The 23751-nt window shown below is 72.4% G+C and carries 19 protein-coding genes; 12 read left to right on the top strand and 7 right to left on the bottom strand.

What is annotated here, in order from left to right:
* Positions 1-103: 103 nt before the first annotated feature.
* The 3 genes from LGI35_RS17675 to LGI35_RS17665 form a co-directional block, all read right to left on the bottom strand.
* Positions 104-2461, bottom strand: a complete 2358-nt coding sequence (locus LGI35_RS17675) for a heavy metal translocating P-type ATPase (protein ID WP_227294770.1) — start codon at positions 2459-2461, stop codon at positions 104-106.
* Between the two features lie 91 nt (positions 2462-2552).
* Positions 2553-2870, bottom strand: coding sequence for a heavy-metal-associated domain-containing protein (locus tag LGI35_RS17670; RefSeq protein ID WP_227294769.1), 318 nt, complete (start codon positions 2868-2870; stop codon positions 2553-2555).
* Positions 2871-2986: 116 nt separating this feature from the next.
* Positions 2987-3937, bottom strand: a complete 951-nt coding sequence (locus LGI35_RS17665; protein ID WP_227294768.1) for a PrsW family intramembrane metalloprotease — start codon at positions 3935-3937, stop codon at positions 2987-2989.
* Positions 3938-4109: 172 nt separating this feature from the next.
* On the opposite strand from LGI35_RS17665, the gene LGI35_RS17660 reads away from it, so the two are divergent.
* On the top strand, positions 4110-5144 hold the full coding sequence (locus LGI35_RS17660) for a zinc-dependent alcohol dehydrogenase family protein (RefSeq protein WP_227294767.1): 1035 nt from the start codon (positions 4110-4112) through the stop codon (positions 5142-5144).
* A gap of 72 nt (positions 5145-5216) precedes the next feature.
* Here LGI35_RS17660 and LGI35_RS17655 read toward each other — a convergent pair whose 3' ends face one another.
* The 3 genes from LGI35_RS17655 to LGI35_RS17645 all read right to left on the bottom strand — a co-directional run bounded on the left by LGI35_RS17655 (position 5217) and on the right by LGI35_RS17645 (position 7276).
* The gene (locus tag LGI35_RS17655; RefSeq protein WP_227294766.1) at positions 5217-5807 is read right to left on the bottom strand and encodes a GNAT family N-acetyltransferase; all 591 of its coding nucleotides are present in this window, start codon (positions 5805-5807) and stop codon (positions 5217-5219) included.
* A 108-nt stretch (positions 5808-5915) separates the two neighbouring features.
* Positions 5916-6113 carry a helix-turn-helix transcriptional regulator gene (locus tag LGI35_RS17650; RefSeq protein ID WP_227294765.1) on the bottom strand — a complete coding sequence of 66 codons (198 nt, stop codon included), beginning with the start codon at positions 6111-6113 and terminating at the stop codon, positions 5916-5918.
* A 260-nt stretch (positions 6114-6373) separates the two neighbouring features.
* Positions 6374-7276, bottom strand: coding sequence for a sugar phosphate isomerase/epimerase family protein (locus LGI35_RS17645; RefSeq protein WP_227294764.1), 903 nt, complete (start codon positions 7274-7276; stop codon positions 6374-6376).
* A 142-nt stretch (positions 7277-7418) separates the two neighbouring features.
* On the opposite strand from LGI35_RS17645, the gene iolC reads away from it, so the two are divergent.
* The 6 genes from iolC (at position 7419) to LGI35_RS17615 (ending at position 15472) form a co-directional block, all read left to right on the top strand.
* Complete coding sequence (gene iolC / locus LGI35_RS17640) at positions 7419-8387, top strand: 5-dehydro-2-deoxygluconokinase (RefSeq protein WP_227294763.1); 969 nt, start codon at positions 7419-7421, stop codon at positions 8385-8387.
* 62 nt (positions 8388-8449) lie between these two features.
* Positions 8450-9337: a Cgl0159 family (beta/alpha)8-fold protein gene (locus tag LGI35_RS17635; protein ID WP_227300344.1), complete on the top strand. Its 888-nt coding sequence runs from the start codon at positions 8450-8452 to the stop codon at positions 9335-9337.
* Between the two features lie 30 nt (positions 9338-9367).
* A complete protein-coding gene (gene iolB, locus LGI35_RS17630; RefSeq protein ID WP_116513651.1) occupies positions 9368-10177 on the top strand; it encodes a 5-deoxy-glucuronate isomerase in 810 nt (269 codons plus the stop codon).
* A complete protein-coding gene (iolD, locus tag LGI35_RS17625) occupies positions 10174-12042 on the top strand; it encodes a 3D-(3,5/4)-trihydroxycyclohexane-1,2-dione acylhydrolase (decyclizing) (RefSeq protein ID WP_227294762.1) in 1869 nt (622 codons plus the stop codon). The genes iolB and iolD overlap by 4 nt, the downstream gene beginning before the upstream one ends.
* Positions 12043-12094: 52 nt before the next feature.
* On the top strand, positions 12095-13606 hold the full coding sequence (mmsA, locus tag LGI35_RS17620) for a CoA-acylating methylmalonate-semialdehyde dehydrogenase (RefSeq protein WP_227294761.1): 1512 nt from the start codon (positions 12095-12097) through the stop codon (positions 13604-13606).
* A 447-nt stretch (positions 13607-14053) separates the two neighbouring features.
* Positions 14054-15472 carry an APC family permease gene (locus LGI35_RS17615; protein WP_116512900.1) on the top strand — a complete coding sequence of 473 codons (1419 nt, stop codon included), beginning with the start codon at positions 14054-14056 and terminating at the stop codon, positions 15470-15472.
* A gap of 25 nt (positions 15473-15497) precedes the next feature.
* On the opposite strand, the gene LGI35_RS17610 is transcribed toward LGI35_RS17615, so the two are convergent.
* Complete coding sequence (locus LGI35_RS17610; RefSeq protein WP_227294760.1) at positions 15498-15917, bottom strand: GNAT family N-acetyltransferase; 420 nt, start codon at positions 15915-15917, stop codon at positions 15498-15500.
* A gap of 115 nt (positions 15918-16032) precedes the next feature.
* On the opposite strand from LGI35_RS17610, the gene LGI35_RS17605 reads away from it, so the two are divergent.
* The 5 genes from LGI35_RS17605 to LGI35_RS17585 all read left to right on the top strand — a co-directional run bounded on the left by LGI35_RS17605 (position 16033) and on the right by LGI35_RS17585 (position 23750).
* On the top strand, positions 16033-18819 hold the full coding sequence (locus LGI35_RS17605) for an alpha/beta fold hydrolase (RefSeq protein WP_227294759.1): 2787 nt from the start codon (positions 16033-16035) through the stop codon (positions 18817-18819).
* Positions 18816-19679 (top strand): ABC transporter permease, encoded by an 864-nt coding sequence (locus LGI35_RS17600; protein WP_227294758.1) that lies wholly within the window; start codon positions 18816-18818, stop codon positions 19677-19679. The genes LGI35_RS17605 and LGI35_RS17600 overlap by 4 nt, the downstream gene beginning before the upstream one ends.
* 150 nt (positions 19680-19829) lie before the next feature.
* Positions 19830-21443: a vWA domain-containing protein gene (locus LGI35_RS17595; protein WP_227294757.1), complete on the top strand. Its 1614-nt coding sequence runs from the start codon at positions 19830-19832 to the stop codon at positions 21441-21443.
* A gap of 287 nt (positions 21444-21730) precedes the next feature.
* Entirely contained in the window at positions 21731-21871 is a 141-nt protein-coding gene (locus LGI35_RS17590; RefSeq protein ID WP_227294756.1) for a hypothetical protein, read from the top strand.
* 124 nt (positions 21872-21995) lie between these two features.
* Entirely contained in the window at positions 21996-23750 is a 1755-nt protein-coding gene (locus tag LGI35_RS17585; RefSeq protein ID WP_227300343.1) for an ABC transporter ATP-binding protein, read from the top strand.
* Position 23751 lies beyond the last annotated feature (1 nt).

Below are 23751 nucleotides of genomic sequence, written 5' to 3'. Positions count from 1 at the left end.
CGGACGTGAGAATGCTGCGGTTGTGATGTGAGGCGAATGTGAAGACCCCTTGATTCTGGGCCAGAGCAGGGGCGATGGGAAGTCCTTCCAGAAAAAGGGCCGCTCAGCTTCGGGAAAACGTCCTCAGCCGGAGGCTGTTCGTCACCACGAACACGGACGAGAACGCCATCGCGGCGCCCGCGATCATCGGGTTCAGGAACCCGGCGGCGGCCAGCGGCAGCGCGGCCACGTTGTAGCCGAAGGCCCAGAAGAGGTTCCCCTTGATGGTGGCGAGGGTGCGGCGCGAGAGCCGGATCGCGTCGGCGGCCACGCGCAGGTCCGCGCGCACCAGCGTCAGGTCGCCCGCCTCGATCGCGGCGTCCGTGCCGGTGCCCATCGCGAGCCCCAGATCGGCGGTGGCGAGCGCCGCCGCGTCGTTCACTCCGTCGCCGACCATGGCGACGGTGCGCCCCTCGGCCTTCAGACGCCGTACGACGTCGACCTTCTCCTGCGGCAGGACCTCCGCGTACACGGCGTCCTCGGCGATCCCGACGGCCCGCGCCACGGACTCGGCGACGATCCGGTTGTCGCCGGTCAGGAGCACCGGCGTGAGGCCCAGCGCGCGCAGCTCGACGACGGCCTGGGCGCTCGTCGGGCGGACCGCGTCGGCGACGGTGATGACACCCCGTGCCTCCCCGTCCCAGGCGACGGCGACGGCGGTGCGGCCCGCGGCCTCGGCGGCGGTCTTGGCGGCGGCGAGCGCGGGCGGCAGGGCGATGCCGTGCTCGGCGAGGAGGCGCTCCCGGCCGACCAGGACGTCGTGCCGGTCCACCACGCCGCGGACGCCGAGTCCGGCGAGCGCGGTGAAGCGGGTGACGCCGGGCAGCGTCCCGGCCCGGTCGGCGGCGCCCTCCGCGACGGCCCGGGCGACAGGGTGCTCGGAGGCGTGTTCCACGGCCCCGGCCAGCCGCAGCAGGGTCTTCTCCTCGACGCCCTCGGCGGCGTACGCGTCCTGGAGCGTCATCCGGCCGGTCGTCACGGTGCCGGTCTTGTCGAGGACGACGGTGTCGACGCGGCGGGTGTTCTCCAGGACCTCGGGGCCCTTGATGAGGATGCCGAGCTGGGCGCCGCGGCCGGTGCCGACCATGAGCGCGGTGGGCGTCGCGAGGCCGAGCGAGCAGGGGCAGGCGATGATCAGGACGGCGACGGCCGAGGTGAACGCGGCGGTCACCTCGCCGGTGGCGAGCAGCCAGCCGGCGAACGTGCCGAGCGCGATGACGAACACCACCGGCACGAACACGCCGGCGATCCGGTCGGCGAGGCGCTGCACCTCGGCCTTGCCGGTCTGCGCGTCCTCGACGAGTCGCGCCATGCGGGCGAGCTGGGTGTCGGCGCCGACGCGGGTCGCCTCGACGACGAGCCGGCCGCCCGCGTTCACGGTCGCGCCGGTCACGGCGTCGCCGACGGTCACGTCCACGGGCACGGACTCGCCGGTGAGCAGGGCGGCGTCGACGGCTGAGGCGCCCTCGACGACGGTGCCGTCGGTCGCGATCTTCTCGCCCGGCCGCACGACGAACCGGTCGCCCGGCCTCAGCCGCCCCACCGGCAGGCGTACTTCCGCGCCCGAGGCGTCCAGTACGGCGACGTCCTTGGCGCCGAGTTCGAGCAGGGCGCGCAGGGCGGTGCCGGCGCGGCGCCTGGAGCGGGCCTCCAGATAGCGGCCGAGCAGGATCAGGGTGACGACGCCCGCGGCGACTTCGAGGTAGATGGTGGAGGAGGCGGCGGTGCGGTCGACGGCGAACGTGAATCCGTGCCGCATCCCGCTCATCCCGGCGTCGCCCAGGAACAGGGCCCACAGCGACCAGCCGAACGCGGCGAGCGTCCCGACACAGACGAGGGTGTCCATGGTGGCCGCGCCGTGCCGGGCGTTGGTCCAGGCGGCCCGGTGGAAGGGGAGTCCGCCCCAGACGGCGACGGGGGCGGCGAGCGTGAGGGAGAGCCACTGCCAGTTGTCGAACTGGAGGGCGGGCACCATCGCCAGCAGGACGACGGGCAGGGAGAGCAGCGCGCAGACCGCGAGCCGCCGGCGCACGGGGGCGGTGGGGTCGGGCTCGGCGCCGATCTCGATCCCGGACCCGCTCCCGGCTTCCGTACGGACCTCGGCCGGGGCTTCGTGGCCGGCCCCTTCCGGACCGTCCGCGGCGGCTGCGACCGGCTCCTCGTGGGCGACCGGCTTCTCCCGCACCACCGGCTCCGCCGTGTACCCGAGCTTCTGCACCGTGGCGACCAGGTCGGCGACCTCGACCCCGGGCGCGTACGCGACCTTCGCCTTCTCGGTCGCGAGATTGACCGTCGCCGTCACGCCGTCGAGGCGGTTGAGCTTCTTCTCGATACGGGCCGAGCAGGCGGCGCAGGTCATCCCGCCGACGGCGAGCTCCACTTCGGAGAGCGGCCCGGCCGTGGTGTCCGTGGGCGTGGTCATCGCGGTTCTTTCCAGGGGCGTACGGGGCTACCGCCGAGCGTACGACCACGGGCGCCGGGCCCTGGTGGGCGGCCCGGCGCTCCCTGAGGTCTCAGGCCCTGCCGGCCAGCTCGTAGCCCGCCTCGTCGACGGCGGCCCGGACTTCCTCCTCGTCGAGGGGCGCCGCGGAGACCACGGTCACCTGTCCCGTGGAGGCCACGGCCTTCACCGACATGACGCCCGCGAGCCCCGAGATCTCGTCCGACACCGCGCCCTCGCAGTGGCCGCAGGTCATGCCGGTCACCTGGTACACGGTGGTGACGGCTCCCTCGGCGTTCCCGGCGGCGTCGGAGTGGCACGAACCGCTGGGCGAGCAGCAGGAACCGGTCGACTCGGTGCCGATCTGGGGGAGCTCGGTCTGGGCGCTCATGTCGTTCTCCTTGTCGAAGGCCGCGTGCGTCCCGGTCTGCGCAGGCGTGCGGCGTACCGTGCGAGTGAGGCGCCGGGGCATCCCCGGGGCCTCCTGACTCTCACGACTGTATACCCCTAGGGGGTATTTCTCCAAGAGGGATCGCTACGGGCGAGCGAACGTACCCAGGCGATCCCGGCGAGCGAGATGAGCACGAGCCCGCCCACCGAGAAGAGCGTGAAGAGGTGCTTCTGGGTGTCGGTCGGCTGCGGGAGGTGTCCCTCGGCGAAGAGCGAGAGGGGCAGGTCCGTGGTGGTGAGCCGGGCGACGATCCAGACCGCCATGCCGTGCATGGAGTCCCACAGAGCGTGCAGCAAGGACACTCCCAGACAGGTGAGCACCACCGGCGCCGCGAAGCGATAGCGCCCGTTCGGCCTGCGGAAGGCCAGCAGGGCGGCGCCGGAGATCGCCGTCCACAGCCCGTGCCCGAACGGTGCGAGCAGCCCGCGCAGCACCTCCGTCTCCAGGAGCGAGCGCAGGTCGATGCCCCGCATGCCGACGGCCGCGTTGAACGCGTGGCCCGCGCTCTCGAAGGCCGCGAAGCCGAAGCCGACGGACGCGCCGAGGACGAGTCCCGCCCTCAGTCCGCGCACGCGCGGCTGTGCGCGCAGCATGTACATCAGGGCGGCGAGCTTGACCGCCTCCTCGATCAGGCCGACCCCGAGGAACATCCACGGCGAGGGGTGCAGCAGGTAGGACTCCATGACCGAGGCGCCGAGCACCCCGAGGATGCCGCCGACGACGAAGCAGCCGAGCATCAGGCTCACGCCCAGGTCGCGTGCGTGACGCTCGTACGCCCACAGCACGAAGGTGCCCGGAACGAGGAAGCTGCCGAGCAGGATCAGCGTCGGCAGGAGTGTGGTGTTCCTGGTCGCGTAGGTGACGGCGGCGGTCAGGGCCCACAGGGCGAATCCGCCCCACAGCCAGTGCTTCCACAGTCCCGCCCGGATCCGTGGCACGGACGACGGGGGCCGCGTGGGGCCGGGGATGCGGGCTCGGGGCGCGCCGGGCGGCTGTGCTTGAGTCACGGCAATTCCCTCTGAGTGGGGAAGATTTGTGACGGAGTTTACGTAGATACGTGTTTTGTCGCACCGTGAGTTGGTGCGGGGGCAGGGGCGACGGGTCAAGGCCGGGGGCTACGTTCGTCCGGTCGGGTGACCGTCAGGGTCTGTCGTTCGGTGGAAGTGAGGCGCGAGGGCGATGCGGGCTGTGGTGTTCGAGAAGTTCGGGGAGCGGGCCGAGGTGCGGGAGGTGCCCGATCCGGTGCCGGCGCCGCACGGCGTGGTCGTGCGGGTCGAGGCGACGGGCCTGTGCCGCAGTGACTGGCACGGCTGGATGGGCCACGACCCGGACATCCGGCTGCCGCACGTCCCCGGGCATGAACTCGCCGGAGTGGTCGAGGCGGTGGGCGCCGACGTCCGGGACCGGCGGCCGGGCGACCGGGTCACGGTCCCGTTCGTGTGCGCCTGCGGTACCTGCGCCTCCTGTGCGGCCGGTGACCATCAGGTGTGCGAGCGCCAGACGCAGCCCGGCTTCACGCACTGGGGCTCCTTCGCCGAGTACGTCGCCCTGGACCACGCCGCCGTGAACCTGGTGGACGTGCCGGACGAGCTGTCGTCGGCGACGGCGGCGGGTCTCGGCTGCCGTTTCGCGACCGCGTTCCGCGCCGTGGTCGCGCAGGGCCGGGTCGCCGCCGGGGAGTGGGTCGCCGTGCACGGGTGCGGCGGCGTCGGCCTGTCCGCCGTGATGATCGCGGCGGCGAGTGGCGCGCGGGTCGTCGCGGTCGACGTCTCGCCCGCCGCGCTGGACCTCGCCCGCACCTTCGGCGCCGCCCACTGCCTCAACGCCTCCGAGGTGCCCGATGTGGCCGCTGCCGTACGGGAGTTGACCGGCGGCGGGGCGCACCTGTCGCTCGACGCGCTCGGCTCACCGGTCACGTGTGCCGCCTCGGTGGGCGGGCTGCGGCGCCGGGGCCGCCATGTGCAGGTCGGCCTGCTGCCGCAGGACCCGGTCGTGCCCATGGGCCGGGTGATCGGCCTCGAACTCGAACTCCTCGGCAGCCACGGGATGGCCGCGCACGCCTATCCGCGGATGCTGGAGATGGTCCGCGCCGGGATCCTGCGACCGGACCTCCTGGTCACCTCCACGATCGCGCTGGACGCGGCACCCGCGGCGCTCGAGGCGATGGGGACGGCGCCCGGCGCCGGCGTGACGATCATCGAGCCGTGGGCCTGAGACAGATCCCGAATGCCGAGCCCCCCGCCGCGCGCCCGACTGCCGCTCCAGGAACCGCGGTTGGCGCTTCGGCTAGGGCTGCCGGGGCCGCCCCCGATGCTCCGCCCACTCGGGGGCGAGGACCGACATCAGCGTCGAGTCGTACCACTGGCCGTCGCGCAGTACCGACTGCCGGGCCACGCCCTCCTCGACGAAGCCCACCTTCTCGTAGACGCGGCGGGCCCGGTGGTTGTGGCTGAAGAGGTCCAGGGCGATGCGGTGCAGGCCCAGGCGCTCGAAGCCGTGGCCGACGACGAGGCGGACCGCCTCCGTGCCGAGTCCCCGGCCGCGGCCCTCGGGGCCGACGAGCGTGCGGAACGTGCAGCTGCGGTGCTCCGGGTCCCAGTCGTACAGGACGACCTCGCCGACGAGCCGGCCGGTGGCGCGGTCGGTCACCGCGAGGTCGAGGCGGTCGTCCTGGGCGCCGCGTGAGCCGTACCAGGAGCGCAGGAAGTCCACGGTGAGCTCGTTCGACGGGTCGCCGGTGAAGCGGCGGACCTCCGGGTCGTCGATGATCTCGGCCATCGTGTCCGCGTCGGCGGCGGTGAACGGCCGCAGGACGGTCTTCTCGCCGGTCAGTACGGGCTTGACGGAGAAGCCGGCCGCCAGGGGTTCTTGGGTCATCCCGGGATTGTCCGAAGGGGCGGCCGCGCGGGACAACCGAATAACGGGGGCGCCGCCCGGCACGGTGGCATACGTGCGGGGCGGCGCCGGTGCGACGGAGGGTGGCGGTCACTGCTTGAGGCCGCGGTTGCGGGGGCGGGACGCGACCCAGGCGCGGACGGTGTCCGCGTACCAGTACGGCTTTCCCGACTCCACGTGGTCGGGCGGGGGCAGGAGACCGTGCTTGCGGTACGAGCGCACGGTGTCCGGCTGGACCCGGATGTGCGCGGCGATGTCCTGGTACGACCAGAGCCTTCGGTCGGTCATCTGTGGCTCCTTGCTGCGGGGCCGCAGCGGCGGCTCGGGGTGGCCGTCGGGGGAGCTGCGGCGCGAACGCTGGCGATCAGTCAGCCTGTGCCCGGACAACGACCCGCCCGGAGCGGAGGCGAGGGGCTGTCGACGGGGTGTGACGCAAGACCCGCGTATCCGGGACATGTGTGACAGGAAAGGGGTGTTTGTGACGTGAGTGACGCATTGGCGGCGCAGGGAAGGCGCGCACGCGGGAGTGATCGGCCCCCTGAGGATCCCTACACCCCGCACGACCTCAGATAGCCCCTGGTGCGGCGGGCGATGGGCAGCGGACGGTCCGGCTCGCACGGGTACATGTCCTGCTCGACGATCGCGAAGAGATCGACGTCCAGGCGCTGCGCGGCCGCGATGACGGGCTCCAACGCGGGCTCCCCGGCCGGGGGTTCGCACATCACGCCGCGCGCCACGGCGGGCCCGAACGGGACCCCGCCCGCGCGGACCCCGGCGAGCACGGCCGGGTCGACCTGCTTGAGGTGGAGGTAGCCGATGCGCTCGCCGTACGTCTCGATGAGCTTGACGCTGTCGCCGCCGCAGTACGCGTAGTGGCCCGTGTCGAGGCAGAGGGAGACGAGGTCCTGGTCCGTGGAGTCGAGGAAGCGGGCGACGTTCTCCTCGGAGTCGATGTGCGTGTCGGCGTGCGGGTGGACGACGGTCCGCAGGCCGTAGCGCTCGCGGACCTCGTGGGCGAGCCGCTCGGTCTGGGTGGTCAGGTCGCGCCACTGCGCCGCCGTGAGCGAGGAGTCCTCGATGACCTCGCCCGTCTTGTCGTCGCGCCAGAACGCGGGGATGACGACGAGATGCCCGGCGCCGGTCGCGCGCGTGAGTTCGGCGATGGCCGAGACGTGCTCCCACGTCGCGTCCCAGACACCGGGGCCGCGGTGCAGGCCCGTGAAGACCGTGCCGGCGGAGACCTTCAGGCCGCGCCGTCCCGTCTCCTCGGCGAGCACCTCCGGGTCCGTGGGCAGGTAGCCGTACGGGCCGAGCTCGATCCACTCGTAGCCCGCTTCGGCGACCTCGTCGAGAAAGCGCCGCCAGGGGACCTGGCGGGGGTCGTCGGGGAACCACACGCCCCAGGAGTCGGGTGCCGAGCCGATGCGGATGCGGGGTGACATCGTCGTCATGGAACCAGCCTTCAGGGCGCCGGAGACGGGTGTCAAGACGTGGTCCGAATGTCCGGACAAAATGTTGACAGGGTCTTGAGGCAGGGCTAGACCTGAGCCTGAGACCGCCGAAGGGGCGCGCGCCCCGCCGAAGGGAATCCGTATGCAGCCCAGTCCCGGCGAGCCGTACGACCTCATCACCATGGGCCGGATCGGCGTGGACCTCTATCCGTTGCAGACGGGCGTGCCGCTGGCGGAGGTGGACACGTTCGGCAAGTTCCTGGGCGGATCGTCGTCGAACGTCGCGGTGGCGGCGGCCCGGCTCGGGCGCCGCACGGCGACGGTCACCCGCACCGGGGCGGACCCCTTCGGGGAGTATCTGCACCGCCAACTCCGGGAGTTCGGCGTCGACGACCGCTGGGTCACCCCCGTGCCGGGCCTGCCGACGCCCGTCACGTTCTGCGAGGTCTTCCCGCCGGACGACTTCCCCCTCTACTTCTACCGCCTGCCCAAGGCGCCCGATCTGGAGATCCGCACCGCCGAACTCGACCTGGACGCCATCAGGGCGGCCCGCGTGTTCTGGATGACGGGCACCGGGCTGAGCGAGGAGCCGAGCCGCTCGGCGACCCTGGCCGCGCTGGCGCACCGGGCCGAGGCGGGCGTCACCGTCTTCGACCTCGACTGGCGGCCGATGTTCTGGGAGGACCCGGAACAGGCGAGGCCCCACTACGCCGAGGCCCTGCGCCACGCCACCGTCGCCGTCGGCAACGTCGACGAGGTCGAGATCGCCACCGGCGAGCGCGAACCTGCCGCGGCGGCACGGGCGTTGCTCGCCGCCGGGGTGCGCCTCGCCATCGTCAAACAGGGCCCCAAAGGCGTACTCGCCATGGCCGCGGACGGAAGGTGTGCGGAGGTCCCGCCGCTGCCCGTCGACGTCCTGAACGGGCTCGGCGCGGGCGACGCGTTCGGCGGCGCCCTGTGCCACGGACTGCTCGCCGACTGGGAGCTGGAGGAAGTCATGCGGTTCGCGAACGCGGCGGGCGCGATCGTCGCGTCCCGCCTGGAGTGCTCGTCGGCGATGCCGACCCGCGACGAGGTAGAGGCCGCACTCACGGCGGGAGAGGTCCGATGAGCCGGGCGGGCCGCGTCGGCGGGAGCGGTCCGGGACACGTCCCCGAGCGGGGCGGCCGGGACATGAGCGTCGATCCCCTGAAGCTGGTGCGGCTGCGGGCCCACCACCCCGAGGCCGTCGCCGAGGCGGCGGCGCGGCGGCCGCGCAGGTCGCTGATCGCGCACGAGACCGGGCGCCTCCTGATCGTCGCCGCCGACCACCCCGCGCGCGGCGCCCTCGCCGTGGGGGAGCGGCCCTTCGCCATGGCCGACCGCGCCGACCTCCTCGGACGGCTCTGTCTCGCCCTGTCGCGGCCCGGCGTCGACGGGGTCCTCGCCACCGCCGACATCCTCGACGACCTGCTTCTGCTCGGCGCGCTGGACGGCAAGGTCGTCCTCGGCTCGATGAACCGCGGCGGGCTCGCCGGGGCCTCCTTCGAACTCGACGACCGGTTCACCGGGCACCGGCCCGCGGACCTGCACCGGCTGCGGTTCGACGCCGGCAAGCTGCTCCTTCGTATCGACTACGACGACCCGGGATCGCTGCGCACCATGGAGTCCGCGGCCCGCGCCGTCGACGAGATGGCCGCGCTGCGCCTGCCGGTGTTCGTCGAGCCGTTCCTGTGCCGCCGCGACCCGGCGAGCGGGGCCCTGCGCAGCGACCTGAGCGCCGAGGCCGTCACCACGTCCATCGCCATCGCCTCCGGCCTCGGCGGCAGCTCCGCGTACACCTGGCTCAAGGTGCCCGTCACCGATCACCCCGACGACATGGCGCGCGTCATGGAGACGTCGACGCTGCCCGCGGTGCTGCTCGGCGGCGATGTGGGGGACGACCAGGACGCGGCGTACGAGAAGTGGCGGCACGCGCTCCAACTGCCCACCGTGCAGGGCCTGGTGGTGGGGCGCTCGCTGCTCTACCCGGCCGACGGCGACGTGGCGGGCGCGGTCGACAGCGCCGCGTCGCTGCTGTAGGAGGGGACGGTGACGAACGACAGGGACCTCATGAACCCGTACCTGCCCCGGGGAAGCGCCGCAGACGGGCCCTACGCCCTGGCCGTCGGCCCGGAGCGGGCCGGCTGGTCCCGCGCGGGGCTGCGAGTGATCGAACTGAGGCCCGGACAAACCCACGATCTGGACACCGGTGCGAGTGAATGGATCGTGCTGCCCCTGACGGGTGGTTGCACGGTGCGCACGGGAGGCCGGATCATCGAACTGCTGGGCCGGGAGAGCGTGTTCGGCGGGGTCAGCGACTTCGCGTACGTGCCCCGCGACGCCCATGCGCAGATCGCCTCCGGCGCGGGAGGCCGCTTCGCCCTGGCAGGAGCGAAGTGCGAGCGTCAGCTCCCCGCCCGCTACGGCCCCGCGCCGGAGGTTCCCGTCGAGCACCGCGGCTCCGGCACCAGCGCCCGCCAGGTGCGCAACTTCGCGTCCGCCGACGCCTTCGAGTGCGACCAGCTCATCGCCGTGGAAGTGATCACGCCCGGCGGGAACTGGTCCTCGTACCCGCCCCACAAGCACGACGAGCACCGGCCGGGCGTCGAGACCGAGCTGGAGGAGATCTACTACTTCGAGATCGAGGGGCCCGGCGGGTACGGGTACCAGCGCGTCTCGCCGTCCAGGCCCGGCGGCACCGACCTGCTCGCCGAGGTCCGTACGGGCGACGCGGTCCTCGTACCCGACGGGTGGCACGGCCCGTCGATCGCGCAGCCGGGACACACGATGTACTACCTGAACGTGATGGCGGGACCGGGCGAGGAGCGGGAGTGGCGGATCTGCTTCCACCCCGATCACCTGACGGAGGGATACCGATGACGCGGCTCACCACAGCACAGGCCCTCGTGCGGTTCCTGTCCCGGCAGTACACCGAGCGCGACGGCGAGCGGCGCCGCCTGATCGACGCGACCTGGGGCATCTTCGGACACGGGAACGTCGCCGGGATCGGCCAGGCCCTCCTGGAGTACGCCGACGACATGCCCTACCACCAGGGCCGCAACGAGCAGGCCATGGTGCACGCGGCCGTCGGCTTCGCCCGGCAGAGCGGCCGGCTCGCCGCGCAGGCCGTGACCACGTCCATCGGGCCCGGCGCCACCAACCTCGTCACCGGCGCCGCCCTCGCCACCGTCAACCACCTGCCCGTCCTGCTCCTGCCCGGCGACACCTTCGCGACCCGGCCCGCGGACCCCGTGCTCCAGCAGCTCGAAGTCCCTTACGCGGGCGACGTGTCGGTCAACGACTGTCTGCGCCCCGTCTCCAGGTACTTCGACCGGATCACCCGGCCCGAGGCCCTGATCCCCGCGGCCCTCGCCGCGATGCGCGTACTCGCCGACCCGGTCGACACGGGCGCGGTCACCCTCGCGCTGCCGCAGGACGTGCAGGCCGAGGCGTACGACTGGCCCGACGCCTTCTTCGACGAGCGGGTGTGGGGCGTGCGCAGGCCCGCGCCCGACCCGCGCGAGCTGGACGAGGCCGTCCGCGCGGTGCGCGCCGCGCGCAGGCCGCTGCTCGTCGCGGGCGGCGGCGTGCACCACAGCCGGGCCGAGGAGGCGCTGAAGGAGTTCGCGGACGCGACCGGGATCCCCGTCGCGTCCACCCAGGCCGGCAAGGGCTCCCTGCGCTGGGACCACCCCTCGGACGTCGGCGGCATCGGCCACACCGGCACCGCGACCGCGAACGAACTCGCCCGCACCGCCGACCTCGTCATCGGCGTCGGCACCCGCTACACCGACTTCACGACCGCGTCCGGCACCCTCTTCGGCTCCGGCGCCGTGCGCTTCGTCAACCTCAACATCGCGGCCCTCGACAGCCACAAGATGGCGGCCCTGCCCCTGGTCGCGGACGCCCGCACCGGCCTGGAGGAGCTCACGGCCGGGCTACGAGGCCACCGCGCGGAGCCCTCGTACGTCATGGAGTACACGGACGACAAGGAGCGCTGGGAGTACCGCGTCGACGCCTGCTTCACGGCCGACGACGACCTGGCGCACCCCACCCAGCCGCAGGTCCTCGGCGCGCTCGACGCACTCGTCACCGAGGACGACATCCTGATCAACGCGGCCGGTTCGCTCCCCGGCGACCTGCACAAACTGTGGCGCGCCCGGTCCCGCGACCAGTACCACGTCGAGTACGGCTACTCCTGCATGGGCTACGAGATCCCGGCCGCGATCGGGGTCGCGCTCGCCGCGCCGGGCCGGCCCGTGTGGGCGCTCGTCGGCGACGGCACGTATCTGATGATGCCGACCGAGATCGTCACCGCGGTCCAGGAGAACATCCCGGTCAAAGTGGTCCTCCTGCAGAATCACGGGTACGCGTCCATCGGCGGGCTCTCGGCCTCCGTGGGCGGCGAGGGGTTCGGTACGGGTTACCGCTTCCCGGCTGCCGACGGCACGTACACGGGTGCCCCGCTGCCCGTCGACCTCGCGGCGAACGCGGCCAGCCTCGGCATGACGGTGCTGCGCGCGAAAACCGTCCGTGATCTGCGGGAAGCCCTCGCGGCGGCGCGTGCGGCGGACGGTCCCACATGTGTCTACGTGGAGACCGAAACGGCAGACACAGTGTCGGGCGCGCCCCCCGCGCAGGCGTGGTGGGATGTGCCCGTGGCCGAGACAGCGACCCGACCGTCGGCGGTCAAGGCCCGCGAGGAGTACGACCGGCACGTCACCGCTCGGCGCCGCCGGCTGTGAAAGAACGCGAGACACCCGAAACACCCGTAGGACCCCAAAGGAGCTTGCCCTCATGACGACCGACGTCAAGACCGTCAACCACTGGATCGGCGGGAAGACCGTCGAGGGTGTCTCGGGCAATTTCGGCCCGGTCACCGACCCCGCGACCGGCGCTGTCACGACGCAGGTCGCCTTCGCCGACGTCGACGAGGTCGACGCCGCGGTCGCCTCGGCCAAGGCCGCGTACGCGACGTGGGGCACCTCGTCCCTCGCCAAGCGCACCGCGATCCTCTTCAAGTTCCGCGCGCTGCTCGACGCCAACCGCGACGCGATCGCCGAGCTGATCACCGCAGAGCACGGCAAGGTCCACTCGGACGCGCTCGGCGAGGTCGCCCGCGGCCTGGAGATCGTGGACCTGGCCTGCGGCATCACCGTGCAGCTCAAGGGCGAGCTGTCCACCGAGGTCGCCTCGCGCGTCGACGTGTCGTCGATCCGCCAGCCGCTCGGCGTCGTCGCCGGCATCACGCCGTTCAACTTCCCGGCCATGGTGCCGATGTGGATGTTCCCGCTCGCCATCGCGTGCGGCAACACCTTCGTGCTGAAGCCGTCGGAGAAGGACCCGTCGGCATCCATGAAGATCGCCGAGCTGCTCTCCGAGGCCGGTCTGCCCGACGGCGTCTTCAACGTCCTGCACGGTGACAAGGTCGCCGTGGACCGCCTCCTGGAGCACCCGGACGTCGCGGCCGTCTCCTTCGTGGGCTCGACCCCGATCGCCCGCCACATCCACACCACGGCCTCCGCCAACGGCAAGCGCGTGCAGGCGCTCGGTGGCGCCAAGAACCACATGCTGGTCCTGCCCGACGCCGACCTGGACGCCGCCGCCGACGCCGCGGTCTCCGCCGCGTACGGCTCCGCCGGCGAGCGCTGCATGGCCATCTCGGCCGTCGTGGCCGTGGGCTCCGTGGCCGACGAGCTCGTCGCGAAGATCAAGGACCGCGCCGAGAAGATCAAGATCGGCCCCGGCAACGACCCGACCTCGGAGATGGGCCCGCTCATCACCGCCGCGCACCGCGACAAGGTGGCGTCCTACGTCACCGGCGCCGCGGCCGAGGGCTGCGAGGTCGTCCTCGACGGCACCGGCTACACGGTCGAGGGCCACGAGAACGGCCACTGGATCGGTCTCTCCCTGCTCGACCGCGTCCCCACGACCGCCAAGGCCTACCAGGACGAGATCTTCGGCCCGGTCCTCTGCGTGCTGCGCGTCGACACGTACGAGGAGGGCGTGGCGCTCATGAACGCCTCGCCGTTCGGCAACGGCACCGCGATCTTCACCCGGGACGGCGGCGCCGCCCGCCGCTTCCAGCTGGAGATCGAGGCGGGCATGGTCGGCGTGAACGTGCCGATCCCGGTGCCGGTGGGCTACCACTCCTTCGGTGGCTGGAAGGACTCGCTCTTCGGCGACCACCACATCTACGGCAACGACGGCACGCACTTCTACACCCGCGGCAAGGTCGTCACGACGCGCTGGCCCGACCCGTCCGACGCCCCCGCGGGCGTGGACCTGGGCTTCCCGCGCAACCACTGAGGTCCCGGCAGTACCAGGTGCCCCGGCCGCCGCACAGCGCGTCCGGGGCACCGCTGTGTGTGCCCGGGGCGCCGGGGGAGTGTCCGGAGTGCGGACGAATTCAGACGGACTTCGGAGCGTGGGCTGCGGTTCCCGTACGTAGGGGATGTATCGGGTGTCCCAGTCGACATCGCCTGTTCACCTGGGAAAGCAAGGTCATTAATCCGAGATGCCTGATGGAATGCACTTGCTGCGGCGAACCGTCTTGGAAGTGACCGCAGTTGGATCAGGCGTCCGGTGCGGAATCCGCAGCTAAACGGCCGTTGACGTTCCGGATTTCGCACGGTGCAATGACGCGCCGGGAGCGGACGAACAACTCCCCATCGCGACAGCCCTTCGGAGGCGATAGCGCTCCCGGTCCGAGTATCAGAAACATCTGCCGCACGAGTCGATCGGAACCGCTTCCCCATGTCCGACACGCTTCGCACAAGCCCCACGACCGTCACCGAGGAGCCCCTCGCGCCCCTCGGCAACACGGCCAGTCCCCAGAAGCTCAAGCGTTCCATCGGCGTCGTCGGCGGCACCCTGCTCACGCTCTCGTGCGTGACGCCCGCCTCCACGCTCTTCGTGGTCGTCCCCGACCTGTTCTCCTCGCTCGGCACCGCCACCGCGCTCACCATCGCGATCGGCTCGCTGCTCTGCATCGCCGTCGCGTTCTGCTACTCCGAACTGGGCACCCTCATCCCCAGCGCGGGCGGCGAGTACGCCATGGTGTCGACGCTCGCGGGCCGCCTCGCCGGCTGGCTCGTCTTCGTGCTCTCGCTGCTCGTCGTCATGATCGTGCCGCCCGTCATCGCGATGGGCACCGCGGACTACCTCGCCCCGCTCGTGCACCTGCCCGCCGCCGGTGCCGGCGCGGGCGTCATGCTCCTCGCCACCCTCGCGGGCCTGCTCGACCTGCGCGCCAACGCCTGGATCACCGGCATCTTCCTCGTCCTCGAGGTCATCGCCGCCGGAGTCGTGGCCGTCCTCGGCTTCGCCCACTCCGAGCGCGGCGCCGGCTCCCTCGTCGACCTGCACGTCTCCGGGGCGGGCGGCCACACCGACACCGTCACCGCGATGCTGATCATCTCCGGGCTCGCCATCGCCCTCTTCATCACGCAGGGCTTCTCGACCGCGGTCTACCTCTCCGAGGAGCTGGAGAACCCCCGCCGCAACGTGGCCCGCACGGTGCTCGCGACCCTCGCCATCTCCACCGTGGTCATCCTGGTGCCGGTCGTCGCCATCACCATGGGCGCCCCCGACCTCGCCGCCCTCACCAGCGGCGACATCAGCGGCATGGTCGAGGCCTGGTCCAACTCCGCCGTCGGCACGTTCGTCAGCCTCTGCGTCGCCCTCGCGATCATCAACGCGGGCATCGTCATGGTCATCCAGAACTCCCGCGTCCTGTTCGCCTCCGCCCGCGACAAGTCCTGGCCCGAGCCGGTCAACAACGCGCTCTCCAAGCTCGGCCGCTTCGGCTCCCCGTGGGTCGCGACCCTCGTCGTGGGCGTGCCCGGCGCGGCCCTCTGCTTCGTCAACCTCGACACCCTGTACGGGGTGACCGGCGTCTCCGTCACCGGCATGTACCTCCTGGTCGCCGTCGCCGCGCTGCTCGCCCGCCGCGGCTCCCACCGCGACCAGCCGGCCTGGCGCATGCCGCTGTGGCCCGCGGTGCCGGTGGTCCTGATCGCCGTACTCGCCTACATCCTCAGCCAGCAAGAGGTCTCCTACCTGCTGTGGACCGGCGGCATCACCGCCGCCGCCACCCTCTACTGGGCGCTCTACCTGCGCCCGCGCAAGGACACCCGCTGGCTGGTGTCGATCCCCGAGGACGAGCAGGCCTGAGCGTCGGCGCCGCCCGGGGCGGCGCTCAGACGAACGACCACTCGACGACGGCGCACCCACCGCCGTCCCGGCCGCCCGCGCCGCGATACGTCGCGAGCGCGGGCGCGTTGTCCGTGTCCACGCCGACCCACATCCCGTAACAGCCCCGCTCCCTGGCCAGCGCCGCCAGCGCCTCGACCAGGGAGCGGCCGATGCCGCGGCGGCGGTACGCCTCGGCCACCGACAGCTCGTACAGGAACATCTCCACCCCCTTGTCCGGGTGGATCGTCTCGACCCCGCTGACGAAGCCCACGGGCGCGTCGTCCTCGTAGGCCAGGAAGAGATGGTGGCCCGGGGTCCGAAGGAAACGGGCCGCCCACTCGGGAAGGGCGGGCCCGTCGAACAGGGGCCCGGCGGCGGTCAGTTCGTCGACGGTGCGCGCACGGCGGATGCCGGATTTCTGCATGACGCTTCGTACCACGAGCGGTGTACGCGGGGGCGGGACCCTACTCCCCAGGGAGGTCCGCCGGTTCACCCCGGGGGCTCCCCCCGTTGTCGGCGGTCGCCCGTACCGTTGACGCATGGATCTACGACTGACCGGTCCGCGGGCCAGGCCGCGGCGGTGGGCGGCCGCCGCCGCGGCCGTCGTGGTGCTCGCCGGAGCAGGCACGTGGACGGCCGCGGCCGCCTCGGACGACGCGCCTCCCGTGCAGCGCCGCGACAGGGTGATGGACACGGGCGGAGCCAGGATCGACACGTCGTACTTCACGACGCCCGGATCCGAGCGCCGCCCCGCCGTCCTGCTCGCCCACGGCTTCGGCGCCAGCAAGGACGAGCTGCGCGCCCAGGCCGAGGGCCTCGCCCGCGACGGATACGCCGTGCTGACCTGGTCGGCGCGCGGCTTCGGCCACTCCACGGGCAAGATCGGGCTCAACGACCCGAAGGGCGAGGTCGCCGACGCGTCCAGGCTCATCGACTGGCTGGCGAAACGGCCCGAGGTGCAGCTCGACAAGAAGGGCGACCCGCGCGTCGGTGTCACCGGCGCCTCGTACGGCGGAGCGGTCTCGCTGCTCGCCGCCGGGTACGACGACCGGGTCGACGCCATCGCCCCGCAGATCACGTACTGGAACCTCGCCGACGCACTGTTCCCCCAGGGCGTCTACAAGAAGCTCTGGGCCGGGCTCTTCATCAACACCGGCGGCGGCTGCGACCGGTTCGAGCCGCAGCTGTGCCGCATGTACGAGCGCGTCGCCGAGGCCGGGAAGCCGGACGCCGCGGCCCGCGCCCTCCTCGAGGAGCGCTCCCCGATCGCCGTCGGCAAGCGCATCAAGGTGCCCACGCTCCTGATGCAGGGCCAGACCGACTCCCTGTTCCCGCTCGGCCAGGCCGACGCGGCCGCCAAGGCGATCCGGGCCAACGGCGCGCCTGTCGACGTCGACTGGATCGCGGGCGGTCACGACGGCGGCGACCGCGAGACGGGGCGCGTCGAAGCCCGCGTCGACTCCTGGTTCGACCGCTATCTGAAGGACGACAAGGCGGCCGACACCGGCCCCGCCTTCCGCGTCACCCGCACCGGAGGCATCGACTCCACCGACGGCGCCGCCCAGCTGCGCGGCGCGAGCAGCGACACGTACCCGGGCCTTTCGAACGACCCGCGGCGCGTGCCGCTGACCGGGCGCGAGCAGCGCGTCGACAACCCCGCAGGGGCCAGCCCGCCCGCCATCTCGAACCTGCCGGGACTCGGAGGCGGCGGCGGTGGCGGACTCGGCCAGCTCTCCTCCCTGGGCGTCGGCCTCTCCCTCGACTTCCCCGGCCAGTTCGCCCACTTCGAGTCGGCCCCCCTGCGCGACGACCTGCACGTCACAGGGTCCCCGAAGGTGACGGTGCACGTCGCCTCCGACAGCGACGACGCCGTCCTGTTCGGCAAGGTGTACGACGTCGCGCCCGGCGGCGGTTCCCAGCCGGTGCTGCCCTCCCAACTCGCCTCGCCCGTAAGGGTGGTGGGCTCCGGAGCCGACGGCGGCAAGGACATCACGCTCACGCTGCCCGCCATCGACCACGAAGTGCAGAAGGGCCACCGGCTGCGCCTCGCCCTGTCCTCCACGGACCTCGGCTACGCGTCCCCGACGCACCCCGCCACATACACCGTCTCCCTCAAGAGCGACCTGTCCGTGCCCACCGCCCCCGCCGTGCGCACGGCCGCCGCGCCGCTGCCCGCCTGGGTGTGGTGGCTGCCCCTCGCCGGCGTCCTGGCGGCGCTCGCCCTGCTGCTCACCGGGCGCCGCCGCGCGAGCGCGGGAGCGCCCGACCCGGCCCTCGCCGAAGTCCCGCTCCAGATCACCGACCTGAGCAAGAAGTACGCGAAGTCCGCCGACCGGTACGCGGTCCGTGACCTGTCCTTCCGCGTGGAGAAGGGCCAGGTCCTCGGTCTCCTCGGGCCGAACGGCGCGGGCAAGACCACGACCCTGCGCATGCTGATGGGCCTCATCAGGCCCGACGGCGGCGAGATCCGCGTCTTCGGGCACGCCATCAGGCCGGGCGCGCCCGTCCTGTCGCGGGTCGGCGCGTTCGTCGAGGGCGCCGGCTTCCTGCCGCACCTGTCCGGCCGGAAGAACCTGGAGCTGTACTGGGCGGCCACCGGCCGCCCGGCCGAGGACGCCCACCTGGACGAGGCCCTGGAGATCGCCGGGCTCGGCGACGCCCTGGCCCGCGCCGTGCGCACCTACTCGCAGGGCATGCGCCAGCGGCTCGCCCTCGCGCAGGCCATGCTGGGCCTGCCCGACCTCCTCATCCTCGACGAGCCGACGAACGGCCTCGACCCGCCCCAGATCCGCGAGATGCGCGAGGTGATGATCCGGTACGCCGCCGCGGGCCGCACGGTCATCGTCTCCAGCCATCTCCTCGCCGAGGTCGAGCAGACCTGCACGCACCTGGTGGTCATGGACCGCGGCCGCCTGGTGCAGGCGGGACCGGTCGCCGACATCATCGGCTCCGGCGACACCCTCCTCGTCGGGCTCGCGGCGGACATCTCCGACGCGCTGATGGAGAAGGTGGAGGCGCTGCCCGACGTGGAGTCGGCGGCCCGCGCGGACGGCGGACTGCTGGTCCGTCTCGCCGCCCCGGCGCACGCGGGTGTCCCGGCGACGGTTCCGGCGGTTCCCGCGGCGGTCGTGACGGAGAGCGCCCCGGCGGCGCCCGAGGACCCGGCTCGGTCCGCGGTCCTCATGCCTCCCGCAGGCGACCGCGAGACGGCCGCGGCCAGTCTCCTCGCCGAGCTGGTCCGGCTCGATGTGCCGGTCGCGTCGCTCGGCCCGCACCGCCGCCTCGAAGACGCGTTCCTGACCCTGATCGGAGGCGAAGCCGGATGACCGCGCTCGTCGAGACCACCGAGGTGGCGCCCGGATACCGCGCGCGCCGCACCCTGCCCCTGCGGGTCGAGGCCGTGCGCCAGCTGAAGCGGCGGCGCACGCTCGTCATGGGCGCCGTCCTCGCCCTGCTGCCGTTCGTCCTGGTCGTCGCGTTCGCCATCGGCGGCGACCCGGGCGCGCGCAACGGCCGGGTGACGCTGATGGACACGGCCACCGCGTCCGGCGCCAACTTCGCCGCGACGTGCCTGTTCGTCTCGGCCGGGTTCCTGCTCGTGATCCCCGTGGCCCTGTTCTGCGGCGACACGGTCGCCTCCGAGGCCGGCTGGTCCAGCCTGCGCTACCTCCTCGCGGCGCCGGTGCCCCGCGCCCGCCTCCTGTGGAGCAAGCTCACCGTCGCGCTCGCCCTCAGCCTGGCCGCGATGGTCCTCCTGCCCGTCGTCGCCCTCGCGGTCGGCACGGCCGCGTACGGCTGGGGCCCGCTGGAGATCCCGACCGGCGGCGCGCTCCCCGCGGGCACGGCGGCGCAGCGGCTGCTCGTCGTGATCGCGTACATCTTCGTGTCCCAACTGGTCACTGCGGGGCTCGCGTTCTGGCTGTCGACGAAGACGGACGCGCCGCTCGGCGCCGTCGGCGGCGCGGTCGGGCTGACCATCGTGGGCAATGTGCTCGACGCGGTGACGGCGCTCGGAGACTGGCGCGACTTCCTGCCCGCACACTGGCAGTTCGCGTGGGCGGACGCCATCCAGCCGCGCCCGGAGTGGGGCGGCATGATCCAGGGGACGGCCGTCTCGGTAACGTACGCCGTCATCCTGTTCGCCCTGGCCTTCCGGGGATTTCGCCGCAAGGACATCGTCTCGTAGGTCTCCGGAGGATCACCCTCCGGCCTCGGCGGGCCCCCTCCGTAGCCGCATCGAGATTCATCCGCAACGCCACCGACTGCTCGTTCCGGCCGTCTCGGACGTCACATTCACGAGTGCTGACGCAGCGATCGGCGAACCGAGGGGGCACGGATGAGGCCTGACAGCGAGCACCGGGCAGGGGACCGCGACCGTACGCGGGCATCGGCGCGGGCCCGAAGGCGGACACGGGCGCGGGCGGTCGGCCTGCTCGCGGCGGCGCTCGTGGGCGGGCTCCTCGTCACCGGGTGCGGCGGCGGGAGCGACGGCTCCTCGGCGGACCACGGCAAGGCGCGGCGCGCGGGCCCGCTGCCCGCCCCTGCCCCGGCCCGCCCGTCCGCGCCCGCGACGCCCGCGCCGGGCACCGGGGCCGACGGCGAGCAGCGGGACATCGCGCCGACCGACACCCCGCCCCCGACGCCCGCGGACTACCTCTCCACGTTCGCCCTCGACGTCGACACGGCGTCCTACGGATACGCCCGCCGCACCCTCGCCGACGGGCGCCTGCCCGAACCGAGGACCGTGCGGCCCGAGGAGTTCATCAACAGCTTCCGCCAGGACTACCCGCGCCCCGAGGGCAACGGCTTCTCCGTGACGGCCGACGGGGCCCGTGCCGGCGACGAGGGCTGGTCCCTCCTCCGCGTCGGCCTCGCCACCGGCCCGGCGGCCCCGTCGTCCGAGCGCCCGCCCGCCGCGCTCACCTTCGTCATCGACGTCTCCGGCTCCATGTCCGAACCTGGCAGGCTCGACCTGGTCAAGCAGTCCCTCGGCGTCATGACCGACCGACTGCGCTCCGACGACTCACTCGCACTCGTCACCTTCAGCGACACGGCCGAGACGGTGCTGCCGATGACCCGCGTCGGTGGCGGCCGGGAACGGGTCCACGACGCGATCGACAGCCTGGAGCCCATGTCCTCCACGAACCTCGACGCGGGCGTGCGCACCGGCTACGACACCGCGGTCGAGGGAGCGCGCCCAGGCGCCACCAACCGCGTCGTCCTCCTCTCCGACGCCCTCGCCAACACCGGCGAGACCGACGCCGACGCGATTCTCGACCGGATATCCGACGCCCGCCGCGAGTACGGCATCACGCTGTTCGGCGTAGGAGTCGGCAGCGAGTACGGCGACGCCCTGATGGAGCGCCTCGCCGACAAGGGCGACGGCCACACGACGTACGTCTCCACCCCCGAGGAGGCCCGGAAGGTCTTCTGCGACGAGCTGCCGCAGAACATCGAACTGCGCGCCCGTGAGGCCAAGGCACAGATCGCCTTCGACCCGCAGACCGTGCAGCGGTTCCGGCTCATCGGCTACGACGACCGGCAGGTCGCCGACGACGACTACCGCGACGACCGCGTGGACGGCGGCGAGGTCGGCCCCGGGCACACCGTGACGGCGCTGTACGCGGTACGGCTGCGCCCGGGCGCGAGCGGCCACGTCGCGACGGCGGGCGTGCGCTGGCTGGACCCCACCACGCGAGCGCCCCACGAGGAGACGACCCAGATCGAGGCGTCCGCGCTGGACACGGACGTGTGGCGCTCGAACCACGGCCTCCAACTCGCTGCCACGGCCGCCTATTTCGCCGACGCCCTGCGCCAGGGTGTACTGCCAGGTGCCCCCACGTTGCCCCAACTGGCCTCACGCGCGGACCAGTTGGCCCGCACGGCGGGGGACAAGGGCGTGCGGCAGCTCGCGGAGGCGATACGCAGGGCCGACGAACTGCAGATCTGAGTCGCGTGTCCGGGTCTCGTGCGGACCGGAGAAGCTGTCATTTCGCCCTGTAAGTTCTGGGTGAATATCGAGGCGGATTCTTTGGTCGCCGAATGATGCGGCGTAAATTCTGTGTGAATGGCTGTCCAGTTCCTGAAGAGTGATGAGAATTGAACTCAGACGTAACTGATCGATTTCTCATCCCATTTGGTCATTCCGGGCCGGGGGCCCGCGTAATGTTTTCCGTGTCGAAGCCGAACAGGGCTTACGGCACACGGAAAAGCGTCACCGAGAAAGGGACAACCCTCATGAGCTTCCACAAGATCGCCCCCGTCAAGAAGACCCGCAAGCCCGGCGTGAAGCCGGCCGCCGCACACCAGCCGGCGCCGAAGCCGAAGCATCAGCCCCGCCGCCGCCCGGTCGGCAACAAGGCCGGCAAGGACTGCTGAACCGTGCCGACGAGGCGGGCCCCCGGCGTGTGCCGGGGGCCCGCCTCGGCCGTGTTCCCGGTCAGGGCGGAGAGAGTTGAGAAAGCCGGAGAAGCCGGAGAAGCCGGAGGAGCCGGAGAAATCGATGGGGGTGGGGGAGTTGGTGGAGCGTAAAAGCTCGGGTGCCCGTCAGGCGTTCCGGTGTTTCTGGCCCTTGACGCGCGGTGACCGCAGATGGCTGGTCCTGATCATTGTCTGCGTCGTGGTCGCCGCGCTTGCCGAGACGGCATCGATCCTGATTTTCGCGAATCTCACCGACCACGCGCTGGCCGCGGGATCGCTCTCCGCATTCTGGGTGCCCGCCGCGCAATGGCTCGGTGTCGCCGTGATCGGCGCGGCGGTCGGGTATGCCGGAAACTCGCTCGCCGTATGGACCGCGGAGCGGTTCGTCCTGCGGCTGCGCGCCGGCGTGTTCCGTCATGTGCAGGGGATGCCCCCGCACTTCTTCCAGAAGCACCGGCAGGGTGATCTCGTCGAGCGGCTCACCGGTGATGTCGAGGCCATCGAACAGATGGTGGTGTCCGGCGTGGTCGGCACCGCTTCCGCGGTGTTCTCCACCGTCTTCTACGCGGTCGCCGCCCTCTGGCTTCGCTGGGACCTCGCCCTCGTCACCTTCCTGCTCGCCCCGCTCTTCCTCGTCGCCGCCCGCCGCTTCGCCGGCCGCATCCGGTCCGCGGCCCGTGACGAGCGCACCGCCGACGGCGCCATCACCTCGGTCGTCGAGGAGTCCCTCGGCAATGTCGTCCTCACCCAGGCCTACAACCTGCGCCGGGACGAGGAACGCCGGCTCGACCGCGAGGCCCGTGCGTGGATGCGCGCCTCCGTGCGCGGCGCCCGCGCGAGCGAGCTGTACGAGCAGTTCGTCGAGGTCGTCGAGACGCTGTGCGTGCTGGCCGTCATCGGATTCGGCGCCTGGGAGATCGCCGCGGGCCGTATGACGCTCGGCGATCTGCTCGCCTTCGCGGCCTTCATCGGCTACCTCTATCCGCCGATCCGCAACCTCGGGCAGCTGGGCCTCACGCTCACCGCCGCCACGGCCGGCGCGGAACGGATCCAGGAGGTCCTGGACGCCGAGCCCGCCGTGACCGACCCCGTCTCACCCCGCCCGGCCTGGCCCGTGCACGGCCGCATCACCCTCGAGGGCGTCTCCTTCCGCTATCCGGACGCTCCCGCGGAATCACTGACCGACGTGTCACTGACCGCCGAACCCGGCGAACTCGTCCTGATCACCGGGGAAAGCGGAGCAGGCAAGTCGACCCTCTCCAAGCTGCTGCTGCGCTTCTACGACCCGACGGCCGGAACCGTACGCCTCGACGGGGTGCCGCTCGCCGACGTACCGCTGGAGTTCCTCCGCGAGAACGTGGTCCTGCTGCCCCAGGAGACCCTGATCCTGCACGGCACCATCCGCGAGAACATCGCCTGCGGCCTCCCGGGCGCCGGTGAGCGGGAGATCCGGCAGGCCGCACTGGACGCGGCCGCCCACGAGTTCATCACCGACCTGCCCGAGGGCTACGACACCCGGATCGCCCCGGGCACCGCCGCCCTCTCCGGCGGTCAGCTGCAGCGCGTCGCGATCGCCCGTGCCATGCTGCGCGCCGCCCCCGTCCTCGTCCTCGACGAGCCGACCGCCGGACTCGACGCGCCGGCCGCACGACGCGTCGTGCAGCCGCTGCGCCGGCTGATGGCGGGCCGCACGACCATCGTGATCACCCACGACCTGGCCCTGGCGCCGGACGCGGACCGCATTCTCGTCGTGGACGGCGGGCGTCTCGTGGAGTGCGGTACGCACACGGAACTCCTCGCCCGGGGCGGGGCGTACGCGCGGCTGCGCAGCGCCTAGC

Source organism: Streptomyces longhuiensis, assembly GCF_020616555.1.
Lineage (GTDB): Bacteria > Actinomycetota > Actinomycetes > Streptomycetales > Streptomycetaceae > Streptomyces > Streptomyces longhuiensis.
The sequence above is the reverse complement of the archived record's forward strand: the minus strand, read 5'-3'. Positions and strand labels throughout refer to the sequence as shown.

Bases quoted from the DNA above. Each gene is read 5' to 3' on its own strand.
- LGI35_RS17675 (WP_227294770.1), bottom strand. From the start codon at position 2,461: ATGACCACGCCCACGGACACCACGGCCGGGCCGCTCTCCGAAGTGGAG.
- LGI35_RS17670 (WP_227294769.1), bottom strand. From the start codon at position 2,870: ATGAGCGCCCAGACCGAGCTCCCCCAGATCGGCACCGAGTCGACCGGT.
- LGI35_RS17660 (WP_227294767.1), top strand. From the start codon at position 4,110: ATGCGGGCTGTGGTGTTCGAGAAGTTCGGGGAGCGGGCCGAGGTGCGG.
- LGI35_RS17655 (WP_227294766.1), bottom strand. From the start codon at position 5,807: ATGACCCAAGAACCCCTGGCGGCCGGCTTCTCCGTCAAGCCCGTACTG.
- LGI35_RS17650 (WP_227294765.1), bottom strand. From the start codon at position 6,113: ATGACCGACCGAAGGCTCTGGTCGTACCAGGACATCGCCGCGCACATC.
- LGI35_RS17645 (WP_227294764.1), bottom strand. From the start codon at position 7,276: ATGACGACGATGTCACCCCGCATCCGCATCGGCTCGGCACCCGACTCC.
- iolC (WP_227294763.1), top strand. From the start codon at position 7,419: ATGCAGCCCAGTCCCGGCGAGCCGTACGACCTCATCACCATGGGCCGG.
- LGI35_RS17635 (WP_227300344.1), top strand. From the start codon at position 8,450: ATGAGCGTCGATCCCCTGAAGCTGGTGCGGCTGCGGGCCCACCACCCC.
- iolB (WP_116513651.1), top strand. From the start codon at position 9,368: ATGAACCCGTACCTGCCCCGGGGAAGCGCCGCAGACGGGCCCTACGCC.
- iolD (WP_227294762.1), top strand. From the start codon at position 10,174: ATGACGCGGCTCACCACAGCACAGGCCCTCGTGCGGTTCCTGTCCCGG.
- mmsA (WP_227294761.1), top strand. From the start codon at position 12,095: ATGACGACCGACGTCAAGACCGTCAACCACTGGATCGGCGGGAAGACC.
- LGI35_RS17615 (WP_116512900.1), top strand. From the start codon at position 14,054: ATGTCCGACACGCTTCGCACAAGCCCCACGACCGTCACCGAGGAGCCC.
- LGI35_RS17610 (WP_227294760.1), bottom strand. From the start codon at position 15,917: ATGCAGAAATCCGGCATCCGCCGTGCGCGCACCGTCGACGAACTGACC.
- LGI35_RS17605 (WP_227294759.1), top strand. From the start codon at position 16,033: ATGGATCTACGACTGACCGGTCCGCGGGCCAGGCCGCGGCGGTGGGCG.
- LGI35_RS17600 (WP_227294758.1), top strand. From the start codon at position 18,816: ATGACCGCGCTCGTCGAGACCACCGAGGTGGCGCCCGGATACCGCGCG.
- LGI35_RS17595 (WP_227294757.1), top strand. From the start codon at position 19,830: ATGAGGCCTGACAGCGAGCACCGGGCAGGGGACCGCGACCGTACGCGG.
- LGI35_RS17590 (WP_227294756.1), top strand. From the start codon at position 21,731: ATGAGCTTCCACAAGATCGCCCCCGTCAAGAAGACCCGCAAGCCCGGC.
- LGI35_RS17585 (WP_227300343.1), top strand. From the start codon at position 21,996: ATGGGGGTGGGGGAGTTGGTGGAGCGTAAAAGCTCGGGTGCCCGTCAG.